Annotated in this window: 23 protein-coding genes and 1 tRNA gene; 18 read left to right on the forward strand and 6 right to left on the reverse strand. The window is 28.3% G+C overall.

Annotated features, from left to right (window positions below; genetic code table 11):
• Nucleotides 1-166 precede the first annotated feature (166 nt).
• The 8 genes from ABDZ60_RS01870 to ABDZ60_RS01905 all read left to right on the forward strand — a co-directional run bounded on the left by ABDZ60_RS01870 (nt 167) and on the right by ABDZ60_RS01905 (nt 8,638).
• Nucleotides 167-241 (forward strand) — tRNA-Asn (locus ABDZ60_RS01870).
• A gap of 204 nt (nt 242-445) precedes the next feature.
• On the forward strand, nt 446-1,531 hold the full coding sequence (locus ABDZ60_RS01875) for a polysaccharide deacetylase family protein (RefSeq protein ID WP_343775407.1): 1,086 nt from the start codon (nt 446-448) through the stop codon (nt 1,529-1,531).
• Between the two features lie 90 nt (nt 1,532-1,621).
• The gene (locus ABDZ60_RS01880; protein ID WP_016208813.1) at nt 1,622-2,302 is read left to right on the forward strand and encodes a response regulator transcription factor; all 681 of its coding nucleotides are present in this window, start codon (nt 1,622-1,624) and stop codon (nt 2,300-2,302) included.
• A gap of 56 nt (nt 2,303-2,358) precedes the next feature.
• Nucleotides 2,359-3,687: a sensor histidine kinase gene (locus ABDZ60_RS01885; protein ID WP_047000218.1), complete on the forward strand. Its 1,329-nt coding sequence runs from the start codon at nt 2,359-2,361 to the stop codon at nt 3,685-3,687.
• A 1-nt stretch (nt 3,688) separates the two neighbouring features.
• Nucleotides 3,689-5,173 (forward strand): hypothetical protein, encoded by a 1,485-nt coding sequence (locus tag ABDZ60_RS01890; RefSeq protein WP_047000195.1) that lies wholly within the window; start codon nt 3,689-3,691, stop codon nt 5,171-5,173.
• 1 nt (nt 5,174) lies between these two features.
• A complete protein-coding gene (locus tag ABDZ60_RS01895; RefSeq protein ID WP_016208811.1) occupies nt 5,175-6,554 on the forward strand; it encodes a TldD/PmbA family protein in 1,380 nt (459 codons plus the stop codon).
• Nucleotides 6,555-6,568: 14 nt separating this feature from the next.
• The gene (locus tag ABDZ60_RS01900; protein WP_047000196.1) at nt 6,569-7,912 is read left to right on the forward strand and encodes a TldD/PmbA family protein; all 1,344 of its coding nucleotides are present in this window, start codon (nt 6,569-6,571) and stop codon (nt 7,910-7,912) included.
• A 129-nt stretch (nt 7,913-8,041) separates the two neighbouring features.
• The gene (locus tag ABDZ60_RS01905) at nt 8,042-8,638 is read left to right on the forward strand and encodes a hypothetical protein (RefSeq protein ID WP_047000197.1); all 597 of its coding nucleotides are present in this window, start codon (nt 8,042-8,044) and stop codon (nt 8,636-8,638) included.
• A gap of 79 nt (nt 8,639-8,717) precedes the next feature.
• Here the strand turns inward: ABDZ60_RS01905 and ABDZ60_RS01910 are convergent, their stop codons facing one another.
• The gene (locus ABDZ60_RS01910) at nt 8,718-10,511 is read right to left on the reverse strand and encodes an LTA synthase family protein (protein ID WP_343775486.1); all 1,794 of its coding nucleotides are present in this window, start codon (nt 10,509-10,511) and stop codon (nt 8,718-8,720) included.
• Nucleotides 10,512-10,787: 276 nt separating this feature from the next.
• Here ABDZ60_RS01910 and ABDZ60_RS01915 point away from each other — a divergent pair, with 276 nt between their 5' ends.
• Complete coding sequence (locus ABDZ60_RS01915; RefSeq protein WP_047000199.1) at nt 10,788-11,741, forward strand: NAD(P)/FAD-dependent oxidoreductase; 954 nt, start codon at nt 10,788-10,790, stop codon at nt 11,739-11,741.
• Nucleotides 11,742-11,841: 100 nt separating this feature from the next.
• Here ABDZ60_RS01915 and ABDZ60_RS01920 read toward each other — a convergent pair whose 3' ends face one another.
• Complete coding sequence (locus tag ABDZ60_RS01920; protein WP_016208806.1) at nt 11,842-12,429, reverse strand: GDSL-type esterase/lipase family protein; 588 nt, start codon at nt 12,427-12,429, stop codon at nt 11,842-11,844.
• A gap of 15 nt (nt 12,430-12,444) precedes the next feature.
• Nucleotides 12,445-13,077: a RusA family crossover junction endodeoxyribonuclease gene (locus tag ABDZ60_RS01925; protein WP_343775420.1), complete on the reverse strand. Its 633-nt coding sequence runs from the start codon at nt 13,075-13,077 to the stop codon at nt 12,445-12,447.
• A gap of 227 nt (nt 13,078-13,304) precedes the next feature.
• Between ABDZ60_RS01925 and tsaD the strand changes: the two genes are divergently transcribed.
• The 5 genes from tsaD (at nt 13,305) to eutH (ending at nt 18,548) form a co-directional block, all read left to right on the forward strand.
• A complete protein-coding gene (gene tsaD, locus ABDZ60_RS01930) occupies nt 13,305-14,315 on the forward strand; it encodes a tRNA (adenosine(37)-N6)-threonylcarbamoyltransferase complex transferase subunit TsaD (RefSeq protein ID WP_016208804.1) in 1,011 nt (336 codons plus the stop codon).
• A gap of 54 nt (nt 14,316-14,369) precedes the next feature.
• A complete protein-coding gene (locus ABDZ60_RS01935; protein ID WP_343775423.1) occupies nt 14,370-15,398 on the forward strand; it encodes an alpha/beta fold hydrolase in 1,029 nt (342 codons plus the stop codon).
• 85 nt (nt 15,399-15,483) lie between these two features.
• Nucleotides 15,484-16,740, forward strand: coding sequence for a S1C family serine protease (locus ABDZ60_RS01940; protein WP_016208802.1), 1,257 nt, complete (start codon nt 15,484-15,486; stop codon nt 16,738-16,740).
• Nucleotides 16,741-16,929: 189 nt separating this feature from the next.
• Entirely contained in the window at nt 16,930-17,340 is a 411-nt protein-coding gene (locus tag ABDZ60_RS01945; protein WP_016208801.1) for a hypothetical protein, read from the forward strand.
• 119 nt (nt 17,341-17,459) lie between these two features.
• Entirely contained in the window at nt 17,460-18,548 is a 1,089-nt protein-coding gene (eutH, locus tag ABDZ60_RS01950; RefSeq protein WP_343775426.1) for an ethanolamine utilization protein EutH, read from the forward strand.
• Between the two features lie 32 nt (nt 18,549-18,580).
• Here eutH and ABDZ60_RS01955 read toward each other — a convergent pair whose 3' ends face one another.
• Complete coding sequence (locus tag ABDZ60_RS01955) at nt 18,581-19,624, reverse strand: FAD:protein FMN transferase (protein ID WP_016208799.1); 1,044 nt, start codon at nt 19,622-19,624, stop codon at nt 18,581-18,583.
• A 106-nt stretch (nt 19,625-19,730) separates the two neighbouring features.
• Entirely contained in the window at nt 19,731-20,165 is a 435-nt protein-coding gene (locus ABDZ60_RS01960) for an FMN-binding protein (RefSeq protein WP_047000203.1), read from the reverse strand.
• Nucleotides 20,166-20,482: 317 nt separating this feature from the next.
• Here ABDZ60_RS01960 and ABDZ60_RS01965 point away from each other — a divergent pair, with 317 nt between their 5' ends.
• The 4 genes from ABDZ60_RS01965 (at nt 20,483) to ABDZ60_RS01980 (ending at nt 24,494) form a co-directional block, all read left to right on the forward strand.
• The gene (locus ABDZ60_RS01965) at nt 20,483-22,372 is read left to right on the forward strand and encodes an FAD-dependent oxidoreductase (RefSeq protein ID WP_016208797.1); all 1,890 of its coding nucleotides are present in this window, start codon (nt 20,483-20,485) and stop codon (nt 22,370-22,372) included.
• A gap of 131 nt (nt 22,373-22,503) precedes the next feature.
• Entirely contained in the window at nt 22,504-22,884 is a 381-nt protein-coding gene (locus ABDZ60_RS01970; protein WP_016208796.1) for a NusG domain II-containing protein, read from the forward strand.
• Between the two features lie 9 nt (nt 22,885-22,893).
• Nucleotides 22,894-23,406: a Gx transporter family protein gene (locus ABDZ60_RS01975; RefSeq protein WP_016208795.1), complete on the forward strand. Its 513-nt coding sequence runs from the start codon at nt 22,894-22,896 to the stop codon at nt 23,404-23,406.
• Nucleotides 23,407-23,528: 122 nt separating this feature from the next.
• Nucleotides 23,529-24,494, forward strand: a complete 966-nt coding sequence (locus ABDZ60_RS01980) for a polyprenyl synthetase family protein (RefSeq protein ID WP_047000206.1) — start codon at nt 23,529-23,531, stop codon at nt 24,492-24,494.
• 8 nt (nt 24,495-24,502) lie between these two features.
• Here ABDZ60_RS01980 and ABDZ60_RS01985 read toward each other — a convergent pair whose 3' ends face one another.
• A complete protein-coding gene (locus tag ABDZ60_RS01985) occupies nt 24,503-25,390 on the reverse strand; it encodes a LysR family transcriptional regulator (RefSeq protein ID WP_016208793.1) in 888 nt (295 codons plus the stop codon).

Below are 25,390 nucleotides of genomic sequence, written 5' to 3' on the forward strand. Positions count from 1 at the left end.
GTCAGAGGTGTAAGTGTGGTAACATATTTAGCTGACTGATACTAATAGGTCGAGGGCTTGACCAATAAATAAAACAAAGAAGGTTTGTAAAATAGAGAGCAAAATCAAAGATTTTTATTCTCACTTATGTGCAATTTTCAGAGAACAATCTGAAATATTATAATATTCCGTGGTAGCTCAATGGTGGAGCACTCGGCTGTTAACCGATAGGTTGGAGGTTCGAATCCTCTCCACGGAGCCATTAAAAATAAGAGTTTTATAAGAGTAGATTAAGTCTATTGTTATAAAACTCTTTTATTTTTATATACTGAATGTAATAAGATGTATAATAATGTAACTTTTTCGTAACTATTGTTTAACAAATTGTAATGATTTGAAGAAAAAACTCCTATATAATTGAATTATAAGGACAAACAATAAAACATGAGTAGGAAGAGTAAAATTTATGAGTAAGAAAACTAGAATAAGAAATAAGAAGAGGTTCATATTATTTACATTTGTGTTAGTAATATCTATATTTATAATATCAGTAGGGATAAGCGACTTTGGAGAAAACTTGATTTATACTAATGCTCAAACAATAATTAATAAGGTATTTAATAATACAAATAAGGACGGTACACAGCCTTCTAATGATAAAAATAGTCATTTAGAAGAAGAAACCTCTGATATTGAAAAAAATCAGGAAAATTATGAGAAGCAAGGGCAAGAAGAAAGTTTTGTGGCTGATGGGGAAACTTTAAATCAGGAGAATAAAGAGGATATAGGAAATACAATAGAGGAAGAAAAATCAGTTAATGAAGATTCTAATAAAATAGAGAATGGAGAATATCTTACATTAGAAAATGATTCTAATGCAGATGATGCTTCAGTTATTCTTCCAGAAACAATGTATAAGTGGAATTTTTATAGAGATGATAACAGAAAAGTTGCATATTTAACATTTGATGATGGGCCATCTAGGCACTCAACAAGGAGAATATTAGATATTCTAAAAGACAACTCTATTAAAGCTACATTTTTTACATTAGGTACTTCAATAGAGAATAATGATAAAGCAGCTGATTTATTGAAAAGGATGGCAAGAGAAGGACACTCTATAGGAAATCATGGATATTCACATAATTATTCAATACTTTATCCAAATAGAATAGTAGATGTTGAAGCATTTATGAAAGATATAGAGAAGAATAATAAGATATTAAAAGATATTCTTGGAAAAAACTTTAAAACACGTTTAATAAGAATGCCTGGCGGACATGCTAGTTGGAATGGAACAGCTGAATTGGACAAGGTATTAGAGAGTAAAGGGATATATCAAATGGATTGGAATTCTTTAAATGGTGATGCAGAAGGAAAAGATTTCCCAAAGGAATACCTATTAGATAAATTAAAAGAAACCGTTGGAGATAAAGATGTTATAATTATATTAATGCATGATACAGATTCTAAAAAAGGGACTGTTGAATATTTACAAAGTGCAATAGATCATTTAAAAAAAGAAGGATTTGAGTTTAGAACATTGAAATAATAAAGGGGCGGGTATCCGTCTCTTATTTGTCTTTAAAGATTATAAGAAATTAAAATAGTTAATAATACTATTATAGTTAGAGGTGATAGAATGAATAAAATATTATTGGTAGAAGATGAAGACAGTATAAGGGGATTTTTGAAAATAAACTTACAACGAAATAATCTTCAAGTAATAGAGTCGGCAACAGGAGAAGAAGGTTTAAAACTTGCAGCTATAGAAAAACCTAAAATTGCAATTTTAGATGTTATGTTACCGGGGATAGATGGGTTCAAGGTTTGCAGCAAATTAAGAGATGAATTTCCTAATATGGGAATAATAATGCTAACAGCTAAGGGTCAAGATATGGATAAGATTATGGGATTAGAGTATGGTGCGGATGATTATATAATAAAACCATTTAATCCATTGGAAGTGGTTTTAAGAATAAAGGCGCTTCTTAGAAGACTTGGAGAAGAGGATAAAGAAAAACTAGAATTAGGAGAATTTATAATAGATTTATATTCACAAAAAATATTAAAGAACAGTATAGAAATAGATGTAACTCCAAAAGAATATTTACTTATGAAGATATTTTTAGAAAATCCTAACAAGGCATTTACAAGAGATGAACTATTAGATTTGGTTTGGGGAGAAAATTATTTTGGTGATGCAAAGATAATAGATGTAAACATAAGAAGATTAAGATCTAAAATAGAAGAAAATGCTTCTGAGCCAAAGTATATAGAAACGATATGGGGGATAGGATATAGGTGGAAATCCGAAGAGTAAAAAGTATAAGAAATAAATTGCTTCAAGGAATATTTGTAATAATTTTTTCAACAGTAATGTTTTTAAATATTCTTTTACTTATTTTTGTTAGAAAATATTATTATGACAATACAGAAGATTTATTGAAAAGTCGAATTCAAGTATCTATTAATTTTTATAACAAGTATTTTTCATCAAGATCCTTGTCAGAAACTATTTATGATAATATAGATACTTTTTGGAATGAAAATAATGTTCAAGTTGAAATTTTTGATTCTAATGGAAATCTTTTAATGGATTCTATTGGAATTAAGGATGACAAGTTAATTAGTACTCCAGATATATCAAAGGCTTTAAAGGGCGAAGCTGCAAGGTGGATTGGAAAAGTAGATTATTATGATGATAAAGTAATGGCAGTATCATATCCACTAATTATAGATGGAGATATAATAGGATTAATTAGATTTATAACATCATTAGAAGCCATTGATGCAGTAATAACTAACATTATGGTTATTTTCTCAGGTATATCAATAGCAGTTTTGATAATAGGAATGATTTTAGGAGTATTTCTTGCAAATAGTATAATAAATCCTATAAAATATTTAAAAGAGATTGCAGAAAAGATGGGGAGCGGGAATTTAAATATAAGAAGTAGCATTAGTAGTCAAGATGAAATCGGGCAACTATCAAACACCTTAAATTTCATGGCAAATGAAATATCAAAAAGAGAGCAACTAAAGAATGAATTTATATCGTCGGTTTCACATGAATTAAGGACTCCGTTAACAGCGATAAAGGGGTGGACTATAACATTAAACAATGATAAAACAGATAAAGATACATTGAAACTTGGTTTTGAAATAATAGAGAAAGAAACAGATAGATTATCATTAATGGTAGAAGAATTATTAGATTTTTCAAGACTCATTAATGAAAAGGTAACTATAGACTTAAAAAGTATTAACATAGTTGATTTTATAAATCACATACAATCTTTCATGGGTCCAAGAGCAAAAAAAGAGAGAATAAATTTGCAGTTCAGAACAGAAGCTAATGGGAACATGTATGTTGATAGTAACAGATTAAAACAAGTATTCATAAATATATTAGATAATTCATTAAAATTTACAGAAGAAGATGGAAATATAAAATTTACTACTATAAAAATTAATAATAAAGTAAAATTTATAATTGAAGATGATGGATGTGGTATATCAGAAGAAGATTTACCTAGAATAAAAGAAAAATTTTTCAAGGGGAAAAATTCTAAATCTCAAAATGGAATAGGATTATCTATTTGTGATGAAATAATTAAATTACATCAAGGAGTACTTAATATATATAGTAAGATAGGAATAGGAACTAAAGTTGAAATTATTATTCCAATAAATGAGGAGGAATGATATGAATATAATTAAAAAAGTTTTATTATTAGGGATTATATTTATATTTACAATAATTACTGGTTGTAGTAAGGTAAATGGAAAAGATACACAAGCAATAAAAGCACCTTATAATAATGATCTTCAAATAGAGGGGATATGGAATATTGATTATATTAATATAATAGATAATGAGATTGAAAATAAGAATGAAGTTCTAGATTTAGAAGATTCACAAATTAATATATCCAATAAAGATATTACTATATTAAATAAAACATATATAAATCCTAAATATAAATTAAAGATTGTTGATAAAACATATACTTTATCATATGAATTTAATTTAAAATTAGAGGACTTGGTAGATGAAGGATCTAAGTTTGATGTAATATCTATAATTGACTCCAATACAATAATAGGAGAATTCATTTTAATAGATGAGTCAAATGGATATTTGTTTTATGATGGATTAATATTAAAATTAATTAAAAAAGATAGTAGCCCCAAAAAAACTGAAATTATTAGTAGTGAAGTTAAAGAAGATGAAGTGTTAGAGGACTATAATAGTGCAGTAGGGGTAATGTTAGGAATGAAAACACCAAGAAGATTAATGGATGATGGAAATTATACTAATGAGGAATATAAAACATTATGGATATCATTTAAAAATGGTACATTACAACCTATAATAGAAAAAAATAATATAATTTTTCCAAGGATGAGTGGAATATGGAGTATTAGTAGTGAAATTATAAATAATGACATTAATCATCATATTGAATACCTTACAGCTAAACCATTAGATGGAAGAGAAGAAGACCAATTACTGGAGAGAGAAACTACAAATGTCTATAAGAACATTAATTTTGTTTCAAATGACTATATATCCATAGAGAAATATGAAGGAGATAATTTTAAAAATAAGTTTCCTATATATCAAACTGTACCTATAGATAATATAAATTCAAGAAATGGACTTAATATCGAGGAAATATATAATATTGATTCTAAGGAAAAATATAAAAAAGAATTTAATCAAACTATAGATACTTTACCAGATGAAAAAAAGGATTTATTAGATATAAATATAAACTATAGTAATTTTACAATAAAGAGAATTGAAGGAAAATGGAGTTTAGTAGGTAATATTCCGGCTATAGATAATAATAATGATGGAATAGAATATAGAATATCAATAAGTCCAAGTAAAAAAATATTAAATTATGATACTTTATTAGTTTCGTGGAGAGATTTGATAGATGATTTTCCTTTCATAAAAGATATATATACAGCGCCTACAGGTAGAATAGCTATTATAGTATTTAGCGATAAAATATCAGTTTATGAAATGGAAGATAGAAATATAAAGGGTAGTCCTCTCATGAATATACAATTAAGTGATGGGGAAGAGGTAATAATGGCCGAATGGGCAAGTGGAAGTTATGTAGACTCATGGGCAAAGGCATTTAAAGATGGAAAACAAACAAGTATGGAGGATGAATAATATGTTATCAAAAAATATATTATCTAGTGTATTAGCTAGATGTTTAATAACAGGCGGGGATTTTGCAGAAATTTTTGAAGAAGATACTTTAGATACGTCTATAAGTATTTTAAATGGAAAAGTAGAGAATTCTATATCTGGAAGGACTCATGGAATAGGTATAAGAATTTTTAAAGGATTAAAAAGTGTGTATGCTTATACAAATAATACTAATCTAGAGTCTTTATTAGACACAGCACAAAAAGCAGCATTGGCTCTTGGGGAATTAAAAGAAGATATAAGCATAGTTTTAAACGAAAAATCTATATATAATAATAATCCAATAATATATATGCCTTCTTCAATTGGCATTGAAAAGAAGATAAAGGTAATGAAAACTGGGTATAAAGCTGCAAAAGAATATAATGATGAAATAACTCAAGTATCTGTTGGATATTTAGATAAGGAACAAAATATATTAATAGCTAATACGGAAGGATTACTTACAGAGGATAAAAGAGTTAGAACAAGATTATCAATAAGTTCTGTAGCATCTATAAATGGAGAAAATCAAACAGGTTTTGAAGGTCCTGGAGCACATAAGGGATTTGAATTATTTAATGACATTGATCCAGAATATTACGGAAGAGAGGCATCAAGAGTTGCACATACTATGTTGCATGCTAAAAATTGTCCAGCTGGCAAGATGACTGTAGCAATAGATAATGGGTTTGGTGGAGTTATATTTCATGAAGCTTGCGGGCACTCATTAGAAGCAACTGCCGTGGCAAAAGGAAATTCAGTATTTACTAATATGTTAGGAAAGCAAATAGCATCATCAAAAGTTACTGCAATTGATGATGGAACTATACCTAATGCATGGGGATCACTAAATATAGATGATGAAGGTAATAAAACAAGGAAAAATATACTAATAGAAAATGGTATATTAAAGGGCTACTTAATTGATAAATTAAATGGAAGAAGAATGGGTATGGAGGCAACTGGAAGCTCAAGACGACAAAATTATAAATTTTCACCTACCTCAAGAATGACAAACACATATATTGCAGCAGGAAATGATGATGAAGATAAAATTATTAAATCAATATCAGATGGGTTATATGCTAAGAAGATGGGTGGTGGCTCAGTTAATCCAGTAACAGGAGAATTTAATTTTGCAGTATCAGAAGGGTATATAGTAAGAAATGGAGAAATACAAGAGCCGGTTAGAGGTGCTAGCCTTATTGGTAAAGGTAGTGAAGTGTTAATGAATATAGATATGGTCGGCAAGAACTTAGCACAAGGACAAGGAATGTGTGGATCTGTTTCAGGAAGTATTCCAACTAATGTAGGTCAACCTATGATTAGAGTTAAAGAAATAACAGTAGGTGGAAGATAAGGGGGAATATAAAAGTGGAATTAAATATATTTATAAATAAATTATTTCAAGAAGCTAAAAATAACGAATTTGATGAGTATGAAGTTTATTACGTAGATAGAGAAAGCTTAAGTATAAATGTATATAATGAGGAAGTTGAAAAATATAATTTAACTACTTCTTATGGATTATCATTTAGAGGGAAAATAAATGGTAAAATAGGATATTCATATACAGAAATACTAGATGAATATGCAATAGAAATGCTTGTAAAAAATGCAAAGGAAAGTGCATTGACTATAGAAAATGAAGATATTCAATTTATATATGAAGGAGATAAGGAATATTCAGCAGTTAATACTTATTATAATACGCTAGAAAATATTCCAGCAGATAAACTTATAGACCTAGCTTTAAACATGGAAAAAGAAGCAAAAACTTTAGATAATAGAGTAGTTAGTTTTGGAGGATGTGGAATAGGCTATAATAAAGCTAAGTATGGAATAATAAATTCTAAAGGCTTAAATTTGGAAAACAAATCAAACTTATTAAGTGCTTATGTAGTTCCAATAATAAAAAATCAAGAAGATATGCATGATGGTATGGGATATATTATAGCTACTTCATTAGATGAGGTAAATCCAAAACTTTTAGCACAAGATGGGGTTAATGAAGCTTTATCTAGAATAGGTGGAAAGTCAATTCCATCAGGAAAATATAATACAATAATAAATAATGAAGCCATGGTGTCGTTATTATCAACATTTGCTGGAGTATTTAGTGGGGATGCAGCTCAAAAAGGATTAAGTTTATTGAAAGGAAAAGAAGGAGAGATAATAGCAAATAAAAAAGTAACATTATTAGATAATCCTCATTTAGAAAATGGCCTAGCGTCAGTTCCTTTTGATGATGAAGGAGTTGCAACGAAGAAAAAAGATATAATACATGAAGGGAAGCTTATAACGTTATTGCATAATTTAAAAACTGCGCATAAAGGAAATACTAAATCAACAGGAAATGGATTTAAAAATTCTTATGCATCACCAGTGGGAGTTTCACCAACAAATTTATATCTTGAAAAGGGCGAAAAAAGTTTTGATGATTTATTAAAAGAAATTGGAGAAGGCTTATTGATAACAGAATTTGCTGGTTTACATTCAGGAGCAAATTCAATAACAGGAGACTTTTCATTAGCAGCAAAGGGCTTTTATATAAAAGAAGGTAAAAAAGAATATCCAGTTGAACAAATAACAGTTGCGGGAAACTTCTTTGATTTATTAAAGAATATAGAGGAAATAAGTAATGACTTAAAGTTCCCAATGAGTAGTGTAGGAAGTCCATCAGTTAAGGTCGATGGATTATCTATAGCAGGAAAGTAAATAGAATTTAATTAATAATGAATAATATAAAAATAAAAACAAAAAATATTATTGTTGAGACTTTATCAATATGATATACTTTATTTGGTTAATTAAAACAAAAGATTTAAGCATTATGGAGGTGCACATATGAAAACTAAATCACTTTTAATAGCATTAACACTAGCAGTAGCTACTACAGCATTTGTAGCTTGTGGAAATAATAAGGACACAGACAAAACAACAGAAGAAAAACCATCAACAACAGAAGAGCAAAAAACTGATGTAGTTACAACAGCTTCAATAGTAAATGACAACTCAGCTTTTGAAAAAGGAATAAGCAAAGAAGGAACTTGGATAGTAGCAGTACTAAATGATTTGACTTTTGACAAGGAATTAGTAGTTGATGGAGATTTTAAGAATGGTAAAAAAGATGCTACTACTGGAGAAGAAACATATCAACGTAAAATAGCTTTATATACTCAAGATGAAAACAAAAAGGTTACAAATAGATTTACCTTAACAGCTCCAAAGATAACTTTCAATAGTATAAATGGAAGTCTTGAACATGGAACTTTTAAAGGTGATGTTTATGTTTCAGGTAAAAACTTTAAATTAGTAAACCAAGTAATTGAAGGAAATATTTACTTCTTAAATCAAGAAGCTAAAGATACATTTAAAATAGCAGATAAAGAAGATGATACAAAGACAAGTATAACTGGAGTACAAGAATTAAAAGCAGAATAATTATTAAAATAAATGGCTAACTGAATTTGATCAGTTAGCCTATTTTACTAATAACAATAAACATTCAAAATTAGTATCTTTAATTATCTTCTAAGTAATTACTACGAATCATTTTATCTGATAAATCAACAATATTTTTATACATTTCTTTTTCTTCTTGTGTTAAGTTACCAACTACATCTAAGTTTGTAAGAATAGCAAAAGATTTGTTTGTATTTAATAAATTCCTACCTAAAGATGTATTTATATATTTATCATTTGGTACTCCCATAAGATATAAAAGTGTTGGCATAATGTCCACTTGTCCGCCTATAGTATCAAATGTCTTTGCTTCTTTAATGTCTTTTGACCAGATTATAAATGGTACAGTATGATCTCCATTATCCAAATACCAATCTTCTTTTTGGGAAAGTTTTTCAATTGAACTATTATAATATTTATGAACACCTGTATGATCACCTTCAATAATTACAACAGTATTATCCAGCAAACCTTCTTTATCTAATGTTTCCATAAATTTTCCAATTTGGGCATCTGTATAATTTACACTTTGGAAGTACCCTCCAAGTTCATTACTGTCTAATGCACTATCTAAAGTTAATGCTCTTTTTTCTTTTGGCAAATCAAAAGGTCCATGGCTTGTTAGGGTAACTGTGAAGGCATAAAATGGGTTGCTTAATTCCTTTAACATTGGAGTAACTTGTCTAAAATAACTTTCATCTGATAATCCAAGTCCTATTTCTTCATCAATATCAAATGAATAATAATCAACAAATTTTTCAAAACCTATACCCTTTAACCCAGCAGCGTAATTCCAGAAGGAACCCTTATCGGAATGTATCGCTATAGTATCATAGTTATTTTCTTCTAATAAAAGTGGTAGCGAATTATATTTAGCATTTGGATATCTAAAGAAAGTACTACCCCTTCTTAATGGAAACATTGAAGTATTAATCATTAAATCCGAGTCAGAGCTTGTACCTTCGTTTACTTGCTCATGGATATTTGGGAAGTACAAACCTGAATTTACTAATTCATTTAAAACAGGTGTTATTTTTTGATTATTTATTTCTTTATTAATTACAAAACTTTCTAATGATTCAACTTGTATAACTAATAAGTTTTTACCTTTAAACATACCAGCATATTCATTATCAGGTAGATTTTCTTTTTTATTAAAAAATTCTTCAATTTGAGATTTTTCTTCTTCTGTTAAATTATAAGGCATTGAATCTTTATAAACATTGTATAAATCAAATAAATGGTAACCTACAGGAGAAAAATATCTAGCTGTATTTGTAGGATCATAATTTGAGAATATGTATCCATTTTTAACATCTTCATTTTTTAGTACATGTAAATTAAAAGGAACATATCCTATGTATAAAATACCTAATAGTAATGTAACTATAAAAGTAATAGGGGCTCTCTTTTTAACCCTAGTATAAGATTTTCTTGTAAGGAATACAAATATACCTAATATTATAAAATCGATGAATAGTAAAAAATCTTTACTACTAAACATTGAAGATATAGTACCACCCATATTATCTAAATTAGCTGTTTGACTCAATAATAATACTGATGGCATTGTTAGGAATCCTCTAAAGTATCCTAAATCCAGTAATATTAGTAAAGTTATTATTATATCTATTATAAATAGATATAATACTCGTCCCTTTCCTTTAAATAATAAAGAAAAACTAATAAAGATCAATGTAAAAGCATAATAATAATTTATAAATGGTTTTGCCGAATTGTATCCAGCAAGAATATCTAATGAATAAGGATCTTGGTTAATGACAAAACCTTGAAATATAATGCTTTTAAAAGTAATCCCTATAAGAGGAATTAAAAATAATATTATTCTCATAATGTTATCAAAGCTAAAGTTATTATTATTCTTAAATTTTCTTAAAAATTTATCCAATATACCACCTCAAATATATATAGTAATGTGATAGGCCTTTTTACAATAATTAAATTATAGTATAGGTCTTTTTATAAAGCAAATTAGTTTTGACTAATTTTTAATCCAATGTAAAAATAAATTTCAATAACAGAGATAATTTAACAAATAATAGGTTAAGAAAAATACATTATGATATAATATCTATATAGGTTTATTTAACATTAATGGAGGTTATATATGCTTCAATATGATTTAATTATAATTGGAGGGGGAGCAGCTGGACTTTCAGCCGGAGTTTCTGCTTTGAAAAATGGAATTAAAAAAGTTTTGATTTTAGAAAGAGAAGATGAATTAGGTGGGAATTTAAATTTATTTATACATAATGGATTTGGTCAGTATTATTTAGAAAAGGATGTTACAGGACCAGAACTTAGAAGCAGGCTTATTAAGGACTTTAAAAATTTAGGTGGACTATATAAGCTTAATACTGAAGTATTAGAAGTGACTAAGAACAAGATGGTTTCATATGTGAATCCGGTAGAAGGAATACAGGAAATACAAGCAACTGCTATAATACTAGCTTCTGGTTGCAGAGAAAGATTTACAGGAAATATAAATATACCTGTTCATAAATATACAGGAATATTTACTGTGGTTTCTGCACATAGACTTATTAATTTACAGGGATTTCTTCCAGGAAAAGAAGCTGTAATATTAGGAAAAAATATTCGTTCGCTGATTCTTGCAAGAAGATTATTAATAGAAGGGGCTAAAGTAAATGCAATAATAGAATCTTCTAGTGATATTCCTTTAGAAAAAGATGAACTTGAGATTATAGAGGGTTTTAATATAAACATAATAAAGAATCATCGTATAGTTGAACTAGATGGTAATGAGAGAATAGAAAATATAGATATTCAAAATATAGATAGTGGAAGTATTGATACTATACATTGTGATTCTTTAATATTAACGGTTGGATATTATCCTGAAATTTCTTTTATGAGAAAAACAAATATAGAGCTAGGGGAATATGAAATTCCATTAGTAAGAAATTTTGAAACTTCAGCAAAGGGAATATTTGCTTGTGGAACTCTATTAACAAGGGATAAGAATATATTTAATAGCGGAGAAAATGGATATACAGTTGGAGAACTGGTATCAAATTACTTGAAAAAATATGTGTACTAAAAATTAGTCAAGTACTACTATCTGAAAATTAAGAGTGTAAAATTATAGGTATAATTTATTTAAAATCACTGAAAATAAATTAACTATAAACTTTACACTTTTAATTATTATAAGAAAGTTTCTCTAATATAACCATAAATTCATTTAATAAAAAAGTTTGGCCTTTAAGGTTTAAGTGAATACCATCAATAAAAATGTTTGACTTGTAGTTTTCTAAAGTAATTTTATAAAAATCTATAAAATTAACATTATATCTAGTGCAGAGATTAATTAAAGATTTTCTTAATAAAGGCAGTTGATTCTCACAATAATCGTATGTAGGAGATGGCATAAAAAGCCTTTTAGCATCTTCTTTTAATATTATTGGGGGGATGCCTATAAATACATCCCTAGTAATAGTTAAAGCTTCTTTTAACATTAACTCTATATTTTCTAAAACAGAATTCAAGGGTCTATTTGAAAGAAAGTCGTTTGTTCCTCCCATTATAAAAATTTTCTTTGGATAATAGGATATAACATCTTCTGTAAATCTATTTAACATATTTGTAGTTGTGTCGCCATTAATTCCTTTATTTATTATATTTAATGATTGTAATGATTTTAAATTTTCAACCCAATTATCAGTTTTATTAACTCCATATCCGTAAGTTAAACTATCTCCTATAAAAACAAAGTAATCTTTATTCAATTTAAAGCACCTCTCTTAAAATAACTTATTAAAACAAGATCTGCATATAAATGTTTTACCACCATTTGCTTTAATTAAATTAGAATCTTGAATTTTTTTATTACAAAATTCACATATTAGCATATTACTAGAATTAATATTTTCATTGCTAACTATTTTATCTTTAATAGTTTTTTGTTTATTAGATTTTCTTATAGGTGAATAAAGTTTTTTACTACCATGCTCTTTTTTGGGTAAAACTGAATAAGAAACTTCATATTCACTTTCAGCAAAAAATTCTAATTCAAAACGAGGATTTTCTTTATCATAAAACTCTTCTGTTATTATTTTTGTTATTTGAGCATCATTAACAATAAGACCGCTTTTCTCGATTCCATCAAAGATACTTTTAGTTATATTTGCTGTATCAGGATGCCTTTTTTCACTTTTATAATAAACTTTAAGAATAGCTATGAGAGATTCATCTAATATAGTATCCGGATTTTGCAACCTAGCATAGTATGCAATTTCTTCTTCATAAAGAGCATATCTATCATGTGATTTTCCTGTATTATAAGGAAGGATTGCTCGGCCATCTTTATTATGTAGTTTGAAATTAGATTTGGAAATGGGTGATCCTGGAACAATTACCTTTGCATAAGTACTCATTATGAAAACTCCTTTAAAATAATATTAATATATCCTTAAAAATCCATTAATTCTAGCAAAAAATAATGAATAATTTTTTTATTCATTATATAATAAACAATGTTAAGAATAAGATATAAACCTTATTTTAATATACAACAATGAAATACTTTTAACAAGAAAACAAAAAATGAAAATAAATTCAAAACAGTTTATTATAAATATAATTAGATTAAGAGGTAGTTGTAATGGAAAGTAAATTAATATTATCAATAGAATCAAGTTGTGATGAAACATCTGCAGCTGTAGTTAAAGATGGTAGAGAGGTATTATCTAACATAATAGCATCACAAATAGAGACACACAAAAAATATGGAGGGGTAGTTCCTGAGGTTGCTTCAAGAATGCATATAGAAGTAGTAAATGGAGTCGTAATGGAAGCTCTCGAAGATGCAGGAGTAAAGCTAGAAGAAATAGATGCAATTGGAGTAACATATGGCCCAGGTTTAGTAGGAGCATTACTAGTTGGATTACAATATGCTAAAGGACTTTCTTATTCATCAAAGAAACCATTAGTAGGAGTAAATCATATAGAGGGGCATATTTGTGCAAATTATATAGAACATAAAGATTTAAAACCACCATTTGTATCTTTAGTAGTTTCAGGTGGGCATACTTTTATAGTTCATGTTAAAGATTATGGTGAGTATGAAGTTATAGGGCAGACAAGGGATGATGCAGCGGGGGAAGCTTATGATAAAGTTGCTAGGGCTTTAGGACTAGGATATCCAGGAGGCCCTAAGATAGATAAATTAGCTAAAGAGGGAAATGAAAATGCAATAGAATTTCCAAAAGCTAATTTTCATGATGATACTTTAGACTTTTCTTTTAGTGGAGTGAAGTCAGCCGTATTAAATTATATAAATAAATGTAAAATGCAAAACATAGATATAAATAAAGCGGATGTAGCAGCATCATTTCAAAAAGCTGTTATTGATGTATTAAAGCAAAATGTTTTAAAGACTTGTAAGCAAAAGAATATTAACAAAATTGCAATAGCTGGAGGAGTAGCATCAAACTCAGCACTTAGGAAATCTCTTATTGAAGCTGCTGCAAAAAAAGGTATAGATGTATTATTCCCTTCACCAATATTGTGTACAGATAATGCAGCTATGATAGGTAGTGCAGCATATTTCAATTATATAAAAGGACTAGAATCACCATTAAATATAAATGCAAAACCAAATCTAAAGCTATAAAATAATAAGTAATTTAAATTAATAAAGTTATAACAAGTAGGGGGAAGGTTTAAAGTGAAGCTTTTACCACATTCAAATGGATTTTATAAAGTAAATATGAAAAATAAATTAAAACCTAAGGATATTATTAGAAATATATTTTTATCGTTAATAATATTAGTAGCTATAGGTTTTATATATCAAAGAATAAGCAATTTTATAGCAAAGGAAACATTAAAACAAAGAGTAGACTATGTTAGAGTAGATGATAAGAGATTAGATTATAAGACAAATGGAGAAGGTAAATATACTATAATATTTGACGGAAATATTGGAACTAATTTAAGCCAATGGAACATTATATCAGATAAGTTAACTTTAGAGTATGATGATATAACAACTTTTGTATATAACAGAAGAGGGTATGGGTATAGCGATAGTGGATCATTAAGAACTCCTAAAGAGCAGGCAGAAGACTTAAGGTTATTGCTAAGAAAATCTGCGGTGTCAGCTCCATATATATTAGTTGGAGAAGAATATGGAAGTTTAGTACTTGCGGAATTTGCAAAAGAATATCCAGATTTAGTAGCAGGTGTTGTTTTAGTAAATCCATTTGTAGAAGATAATATTAATACAAAAGAATTTAAAAATAGTCTTATGATAGAAAAAGTTAGAAGAAATATAGAAAAAATTGGATCAAGCATAGGTATAACTACATTAATGGATAAATTAAATTTAGCTTGTGACACAGAGGATTTTAAAAATAAGTTAGATGATATTAGTTTAAATGAATTTAATGTACATAGAACAAAAAGTAATTATACAAGCGCTGTATATAATGAGTTACAAAATATAACAAGTGGGGAAAGTAATACTCAAGAGGATGGTATATTTAGTGGAAAACCATATTATTTAATAGCAAAGGACGGACAGGAACAATTAGCATCACTTGGAGATGAGGAACTGACAAAAGTTCATACTATAAATTCTGATAGTAAAATAATTGCGATGTATGAACCTGATTCAGTAATAAGCGGTATAAGACAAGTTATAAAACAGGCTAATGAGATTGAAAGAGTACAGAAAAAAGCAACTAAGAATTAATGTCTATATGTCATATAATTGTCACATAAAAGGGGTATATTAATAACTGTAAGAAGGAATTATAAATGCTTAGGAGGATTTTATGATGAGTGATGATAATATATATGATGTAGAAAATTATGAGGATGTTAGCAATGAAGAAACTGAAGTTTTAAGAACTTCAGTTGAAGAAAATACAAAAGAAGATTATACGGACGAACATAGATTTATAGAAGTAAATAATAATTTCAATCCTAATAAAGATACCAAGGTCATAAGGAAGAAAAAAAGTGGTGGATTTAAATTTATAGTAATAGCACTTATAACTGGGCTTCTTGGAGGAGCTATAGGGGGAGGAAGTGTGTATTATGCTATGAAGGATATTAATGCAAACCAAAAGGTGAATAATATTACACCAAATCCACAAACTTTCAATACAACAGGAGAAGCATTAACAAAGAGCGAAGCTTTTGAAAAAGTTGCTCCAGCTGTTGTAATAGTATCAGCAAATGGGGTAACAGATTATAGCGGAATAATTCCACAACAAGTAGATGGAATGGGTTCGGGATTTATTATAAATGAAGAAGGATATATATTAACAAACTATCATGTAATAGAAGGAGCAAAAGAAGTTATTGTTACTTTATCGGATGGTAGAGATGTAAAAGCAAAAGTTGTAAATTATGATCAAAATCAAGATATAGCTATGTTAAAATTAACTGACGATAGTATTAAAGTACCGGCTATAGTTGAATTAGGGAACTCTGACGCTTTAAAACCAGGTGAAGAAGTTCTAGCAATAGGAACACCACTTTCAAAGGATTTTAATCAAACTGTGACAGGTGGATTAGTAAGTGCAGTTAATAGAACGGTAGAAACAAGTACTGGTGTTAAACTAAATTTAATACAAACAGATGCGGCAATTAATCCAGGAAATAGCGGAGGACCACTTATTAATACAAAAGGCGAAGTAGTAGGAATAAATACATTAAAAATGTCAGGTGAAGCAGAAGGAATTGGATTTTCAATTCCTATAAATGAAGTAAAAGATAGGATAGATTCATTATCAAAGCCGATATTAAATTTAGGAGTATCAATAAGAGAGATTAATGAGCAACTTGCCAAACAATATGATATGGAAGAAGGATTATATATAATTGAGGTAACAGAATTTTCCCCAGCAGAAAAAGCAGGTCTGAAAAGTGGAGATTTAATCGTTAAGTTTGACGGACAAAGAATTAAGACATTTGATGAATTAAGAGCTATTAGGGATACCAAAAAAGAAGGTGATGTAGTTAAAGTAGAAGCAATTAGAAATGGTCAAACTAAAAGTTTTGATATTCAATTGGAAGTAAAGGAATAATATATACTATTTCGATCTAAATATTTAGATTGAAATTTTATAGGCTAGTTATATAAGTATATTTTAACAAGATATACTCTAATATAACTAGTCTTTTTTTGTCAAAACCACTCAACACAAAGAACATTTTATAAATAACGGAATACATTATACTATACGAAATTAATTTTAAACTTAGGAGGCAAAGTTATGAGCGGAAGAATAACATCATGCGAACTAAAGACAGGATGTAACGAACAAATTGAAGCAGTCGTTAGATTACCAGAGGAAAAGAGATCAGTTATATTTGGAACAGTTTTGGATTGTAATAGAATGCCTGTAGTAGATGCAGTAGTAAAATTATTACAAGTAGTAGATGGATGCAGATATCCTTATCCATTGACTCATACTTTTACAGATTGTCACGGACAATTCTTATTAGGACCTTTATGTCCAAATACAAAGTATATGCTAAAGATTTATAAAGACAATATAGTAATAAAATACTCTGAACTAGAAACTTCATCTTATAATGGAAAATGTATAGGAAAGCCTGAAAATAATGGCAACCCAGTTCCAAAACCATTTCCAGATAAGCCATCATGTGGATGCGATTGCTAATTTGACTAAATGATTAATTATCAAAAAAGCTTCTTAATTAACTATTAAGGGGCTTTTTTGATTGAATAAAGTTTGATAGAATTAATTTAACTTTATACGAATATAAATGGAGATATGATATGGAAAAGATAATGCTTTATATAGTAGGTGGTTTTTTTTTATTAGGAATAGTAGATTATATTATTGGAGGAAGATTTAATTTATATAAAGGGATAGAGAATGGAATTAAAAGTATGGGATCTCTTGCTTTATCGATGATAGGGATATTTTCAATAACGCCAATTATTTCAGATATTATAATTAAATATATTTTACCAATATTTAAAAATAGTTTTATAAACCCATCAGTAATAATTTCTTCTTTTATTGCAGTTGATATGGGAGGATATAAAATTACTGAAACTATAGCTACAAATCATAATATGATGTACTTTTCTGGAATACTAATAGCATCAATGTTAGGATGTACTATGAGTTTTACAGTACCACTAGCTCTGGGTATAATTAATAGAAATAATATTGATATATTTTGCAAAGGAATTTTATGTGGAATAATAGCATTACCAATAGGATTGTTTATTGGGGGAGTACTATTACAAATTAACTTATACAATATTATAATTAGTATTTTACCAATTATAATAATATCTATAATTATTTCAATAGTTCTGAATAAAGCACCTAATGCTATGATATCATTTTTTAAATATATAGCTAAAATAATAGTTATGATAGGGGTTATAGGGTTGGGATTGCAAGGTTTTACATCCATAACAGGAATAGAAATAGTAGAAAATCTACTTCCTTTGGAAGAGATATTAACCATAGTTGGAAAGATAGCTATTTTCTTGGGTGGTGCTAATGTTATGTTAGAGGTAATAGGAAGAGTATTAAAAAAGGAAATAAGCATGTTAGGAAATGTATTACATATTAATTCAATATCTGTTACATCTCTTATTGGGAGTTTAGCTTCAGCAGTAATAATATTTACTAATTTTGATGAACTAGATGATAGAGGGAAATTAATATGCTCAGCTTTTTCAGTAGGTGGTGCATATGTATTTGGTGGACAACTAGGATATGTTTCTATAGAAGCAAAAGAAGTTATTCTAATTTATATATTAGTAAAATTAATATCAGGAATCATAGGAGTAATTATTGCTATTAAACTAAATAATAAAGGGCTGTCACATAGGAATTCCAATTAGGAATTGATAATTGTGCGACAGCTCCTTTTAAATTAATTGGCTAAAGTAAAATCTGTATTTGTTAATTTAAAAATATCTCTTATTCCATCGGTTATATAAACTTTATTATCTTTTGTTACAAAGATAGCATCTATACCATCTAGATTATGAACAAATTCGATGCCCTTTTCAACACCCATTGAGAAGACTGATGTAGAAAATCCGTCACCATCGGTAGATGTATCACTTATTATAGTTAATCCGGCAACTTCATTATCATAAGGATAACCTGTTTTAGGATTTAGAATATGATGATATTTAATACCGTCCTTTTCAATATATCTTTCATATATTCCAGATGTAACTATGGATTTGTTTTTTACAGTAATAGTTCCAACTATATCCCCACGATCAGAGAAAGGATTTTGAATTCCTATATTCCAATTACCACCATTAACTTTTTCACCATGAGCAAAAATATTTCCACCTAAATCAATTATAGCACTTTTAACTCCTTCATTTGTAAGGATGTCAGATATAACATCAGCAGTAAATCCTTTTGCAACTCCTCCAAGATCTAGCATCATGCCATTTCTCTTTAAAAATACTGTCTTATCATCATCGTTAAACTCAACATCATTAAATCCTATTAGAGGTAACTTTGAATTAATTTCATCTTGAGTAGGAACTTTAGCTTCTGGTAGTCCGATACTCCAAAGCTTAACTAAAGGCCCTATGGTAATATCAAAGAACCCATTAGATATCTTGGAATATTCTATTCCTTGTTTTATAACTTTATATGTATCATCATCGACTTTTACTGGTTGAACTCCAGCAGATTCATTAATCTTATCTACTAATGTACCATTTTCGTTTATGCTTAAATTATTTTCTAATTCTTTTACTTTATCAAATACTTTATCTAATATTTTCTCATCACTGCTATCATAAAGGGAGACACTTACTACTGTTCCCATCATTAATTCAGTCCTAGAAATAGGTTCAGTTACTTTGTTATCTTTTGAACAACCAGTCAAAATACTGAGAAAAAAAATTAACAAAAGGGAAGAAGTAAGAATCTTAAAATGTTTTTTCATATAATATAATCCTCCTAAATAATATGTCAATATCTATTATAGGTAAAAAAGTTATAAATAAAAAGGACTTTAGGCTAAAAAACCTAAAATCCTTTTATAGGTGATGTTATTTAGCACCTTCTAAAGCTTTTTCAGCTAAAGCTTTGAATGAATCAACTGAGTGAGTAGCACCAGTTATTACATCAATTTTAGAAGCATCTTGCTTTTCAACTAAAGCAGCTTCTAATTTAGGATAAACTTCGATTGGATTAGTACCACTCTTAGCTTTCATGTTAGTGTTGTAGTCAGCATCGTCTAACTTACTGCCTTTATCACCTTTTTCATCATATTTAACTGTAGCTATTTTTCCATCTTTAACTTCGATTTCTATAGATGCAACATAACCTCTTTCATCTTTTTCTGATTCAGCTTTGTATGTACCAGCCTTTAATCCAGTTTCCTTAGCTGTATCAGTAGCAGCATCTTTGCTTCCACATCCAACAAATACTGTAGTAGCTAATGCAGCAACAGCTACTAAACTTAAAATTCTTTTTGATTTCATAATAAAATCCCCCTTAAACATATTTAAATATTAAATAAGTACTTTAAACTACTAAATTATTATACACAATAATAATTTAGTTTGATATTCGATTTTCTTATGGTGTATAAGTAAAAATTATCGTGTTAAAAAATAGACAATAGAGTAAAAACATGATATTATAAGGGATGAAGAAGAATTTTCAGATTATTTAAAGAGAAAAAATTGTTAAAAAAGCCACAAAAAAATAATGCGATGTATATAGACATATATTAAAATAGTGTATAGAATTAAATATGCTATTTTAGAATTATTTATAATGAAGGGAAGGGTGTAACATGTCAAAAAATAAGATACTTGTTCTTGGTGCTGGATACGGTGGTGTTCATGCTGCTAAGAAATTAGCAAAGAAATATAAGAAAAATAACGATGTGGAAATTACATTAATAGATAAAAATCCATTCCATACTTTAATGACCGAATTACATGAAGTTGCTGGGGGGAGAGTTCATCCTGAATCTGTACAAGTTGAACTATCTAAAATTTTTGGGAAATCAAAAGTTAATTTAGTTACAGATCTTATAGAAAATGTAGATACAGATAAAAAGGTAGTAAAGACTAAATGTGGAGAATATTCATATGACTACTTAGTAATTGGAACTGGTAGTGAACCAGCATTTTTTGGAGTACCAGGAGTAAAAGAAAATGGATTTACTTTATGGTCATTTGAAGATGCTTTAAAAATAAGAAAGCATATACAAGATATGTTTGCTAAAGCAAGCTTAGAAAGAGATGCAGCTAAAAGAAAAGAAATGCTTACTTTTATAGTAGCTGGATCAGGTTTTACTGGCATAGAAATGGCAGGAGAACTTTTAGAGTGGAAAACTAAATTATCAAAAGAACATAATGTTGATGAAAGTGAAGTTACTTTAAAAGTTGTTGAAGCTATGGGAACTATCTTAAATATGTTAGATAGAAAGCAAGCTGATAAAGCAGAAAGATATATGGCTAAGCATGGAATGGAGATATTAAAGAATTCTCCTATTACAGAAGTAGCTGCTGATAAAATAGTACTTAAGAGTGGAAAAGAAATAAAGACAAAAACATTAATATGGACTTGTGGAATACAAGCAAACCAAGATGCTAAGGAATATGGACTAGAAACAGCTAGAGCAGGAAGATTACAAACTAATGAATATATGCAAGCTGTAGGGAAGAAAGACGTATTTGTTGTTGGAGATATGGCTTATTTTGAAGAAGAAGCTGGTAAGGGTACTCCACAAATAGTTGAAGCAGCAGAACAAACAGCTAATACAGCAGTTAAAAATATAATTGCTTCAATAGAAAATAAAGAAATGGAAAAATTCCAAGGTAAGTACCATGGATTTATGGTTTCAATTGGTGGAAGATATTGCGTTGCTAACTTAATGGGAATGAAATTATCAGGATTCTTTGCAATGATAATGAAACATTTTGTTAATATGTATTACCTATGGGGAGTAAATAATATTAACGCTGTATATAATTATTTACAACATGAATTCTTTACAATGGAAGATAGAAGATCTGTAATGAGAGGTCATGTATCATCTAAAGCAAATAGATTATGGTTAGTACCTTTAAGATTATATATCGGATGCTTATGGTTAATAGAAGGAATAAAGAAGCTATTAGGTGAAGGCACATGGGATGCTATGTGGAAAGCTGATAGCATAAGCGATTTCTTTAAGGCAATAACTATTGGTGCTGATAGTTGGACTAAAGCAGGTAACGTTAAGATGCCATTTACTTGGTTACAAGATGCAACATCAGGTGCATCAGCAGCAACAGGAGCTTCAAATGCAGAAGCAGCAACAGAATGGGCTACTCCAATTATTAAGGAAATTCCAGGCTGGTATGCATCAATAATGCAAATAATGATGCCAAATCCAGAAGTAGCTGTATGGTTCCAAAGAATTGTTGTATTAATGGAAATAGGAATGGGATTATGTTTAATAGCAGGATTATTTACATTTATATTTAGTGCTGTTTCAGCAGGTATGGTAGTAAACTTTATTTTATGTGCTATGGCTGGTTGGGATATACTTTGGTATTTCTTTGGCTCAATTGCATTAATGGGTGGTGCAGGTAGAGTATTTGGATTAGATTATTATATAATGCCATGGATTACTAGGCTTGCGGATAATTTCTGGCACGGAAAGAAGCAACCAACTTATAAAAATGTATAGAAATTAAGGTAGGATATAATTTCCATATTGCATAATAATTATATAAGGTAGGGTTTTTGCTCTACCTTATATATATATGTATATATAAATTGTGAATTCATCCAATTATTTATAATGGAGATGATAATTTTATGTTTAAAAAACTAGATTTTGTTATAATAGCAGTATTAATGTTATTATCCTTTTTACCAGAAATTATTTTAGGAGCATCAGTAGGAAAAGGGTTTAACAATACATATGCAGAAATAACAGTTTCGGGAAAATTGTATAAAACAATACCTTTATCAGAAAATAAGGGTGAAAAAACTATAGAAATAAAAACTAAAGAAGGAATAAATATTATAAAGATAAAGGATAACAAAATAGGTATAATAGAAGCAGACTGCCCAGATAAGGTATGCATGAATCCAGATTATATAGAGAAACCTGGGCAAAGTTTAGTATGTCTTCCTCATAAAGTCATGATACAAATAAAAGGAACGAGTGAAGATGATGTTATACTATCTTATTAAGGAGGAGCTATGAAAAAAACTAATAAAATAGTATATATAGGATTATTAGTGGCTCAAGCCTTAGTTTTACATATTGTTGAGCGAATGATTCCTGTCCCATTTGTAACACCAGGTGCTAAATTAGGATTAGCGAATTTAATTACTGTTATTGCTTTATATACGTTAGACAGCAAGAAAGATGCTTTTTTAGTATTATTCTTAAGACTTACATTATCAACAATGTTCGGTGGTAACTTATCATCTTTTATGTATAGCGCAACAGGTGGAATTTTAAGTTTTGGTGCAATGACTATTGTAAAAGATTTATTTAAAGATAAGGTTAGTATCATAGGTGTAAGCTCGGCAGGAGCAATATTTCATAATGTTGGGCAATTATTAATAGCTTCTTTAATAGTTAAAAATATAGGAGTTATGCTATATTTACCTATATTATCAACTGTAGGAATTATTACTGGGATTTTTATTGGTATAACTGCAAACTATGTAGTAGCACATTTAAGGAAGTTACCAATGTTTAGATAATATAAAAAGATAAATATACTTGTAGTATATTTATCATTTAAATTATTAATTGAAACATATATATTAACAAGGTGAAAATACTAAATTTATGATTTAGATTATCACTAAGAAGGTGGATTATAATGGACAAAATTTGGAATAAGTATCCTGAGATAAAGCAAGAACTTGTTGATGTATTGAATCTTATGAAAAGTAATGTTAAATGCAAAGACAAGAAAATTGAGAATTCAATAATAGAGCTAATAGAATCTGGTGGTAAGTTATTGAGACCAGCTTTTGTTTTAATAGGATCAAAGTTTGGAGAGTATGATCGAGAAAAATCTATTCCAACAGCTGCAGTAATTGAAATGTTACATATGGCTACATTAGTACATGATGATGTAATAGATGATTCAAAACTTAGAAGAGGTCAAGAAACTATTCAATCTAAATATGGAAAGGATTATGCCGTTTACATAGGTGATTATCTTTTTTGCGTATGCTTTAAAATCCTAGCAACAAATGCTTCATTACAAGCTATAAAAGTTGATTCAAGAGCAATGTCTAAAATATGTATGGGTGAAGTAAATCAATTAAATTCTAGATTTTCAATGAATTTATCTGTTAAAGATTACTTAAGCAGAATATCAGGTAAAACAGCTGAATTATTCTCAATTTCATTATACCTGGGAGCAGCAGAATGTAATGCAAACACAAAGATTAGTAGAGAGCTTAGAAATATAGGGCATAATTTAGGTATGGCTTTTCAAATAATAGATGATATATTAGATTACGAAGGAAATGATGAAAGTATTAAAAAGTCTGCAGCAAATGATTTAAAACAAGGTATATACACACTTCCATTAATTTATGCTTACAAAAAAGATAAAAATGCTTTCGATAATATTCTGGCTAAGGATTTTTATACAGAAGAAGAAGTAAGTAAAATAATAGAGTTAGTTAAGAAAAATAATGGAATAGAAAACGCTAAGGAATTAGCAGAAAAGTATATGAAGAAATGTTTTAAAGGAATAGATAGGCTTCCAGAAAATGAATATAAGTATATTTTAAGAGATATAGCGGAATGGTTGTTGTTAAGAACATATTAAAAGGATACTTAAACTAAGTATCCTTTTAACATATTTTTTAATGATTTTATAAAATCAGAATTAGTTTTATAAAAGGCTTCAGAATAATTTATATAAATTGGAATTGATAGAGAAAAGTCTTCTATTTTAATCCTTTTTATATTAGTAGTAGAACAATAGTTGTTATACATACTCATTGGTATAAATGTAACAGCTTTAGTTGATAAAACTCCATTTAGTGCAGAAAAATAAGAATTAGTTCTATAGAGAATGTTTGAGTTATCTAAATCATTTTCATCACAATTTAATTCTGAACATAAAAAACGTTTTAAGCAGTTTTTATCTGAAGCTAAAATTAAGGGCAATTCAAAAAGTTGCTCTTTTTTTATACTATTGATTTGAAAGTTTTTATCTGCAACTAAAACTATTTCATCATTTCCTAGTTGTTTTGTAACAATACTATCATTACGTTCTGGTTTTCTATAGCATATATAAACATCACAAATATTATTTAATAAATTTAAATTAGAACAACAATCTATAGTATTAAGATTTATAGTATATGAATTATATACCTTTTTTAGCTTAGAAACTAAAGCTGGCAAAATAGTTAAGCTTATAGATTCAACAGCTTCAATTGATATAAATGTCTTTTTATGAATCGAATTAGATAATTCTTCTTGCATTTTATTATAAGAACTAAGAATAGATTCGCAATATTTAAATAAAATTTCTCCTTCTGGAGTTAGAGTAACACCTTTATTACTTCTATTTAATAATTTTACATTTAATTTATCTTCTAGTTTAAGTATTTGTTGACTTAGTGCAGATTGTGATATATGAGTATTTTTAGCTACTGTTGAAATACTTTTTGATTTAGCAACCTTAAAAAAATAATTTAAACTATCTATATGCAT

The sequence above is a fragment of the Clostridium sartagoforme genome (genome assembly GCF_039521405.1).
Taxonomy (GTDB): Bacteria; Bacillota; Clostridia; order Clostridiales; family Clostridiaceae; genus Clostridium; species Clostridium sartagoforme.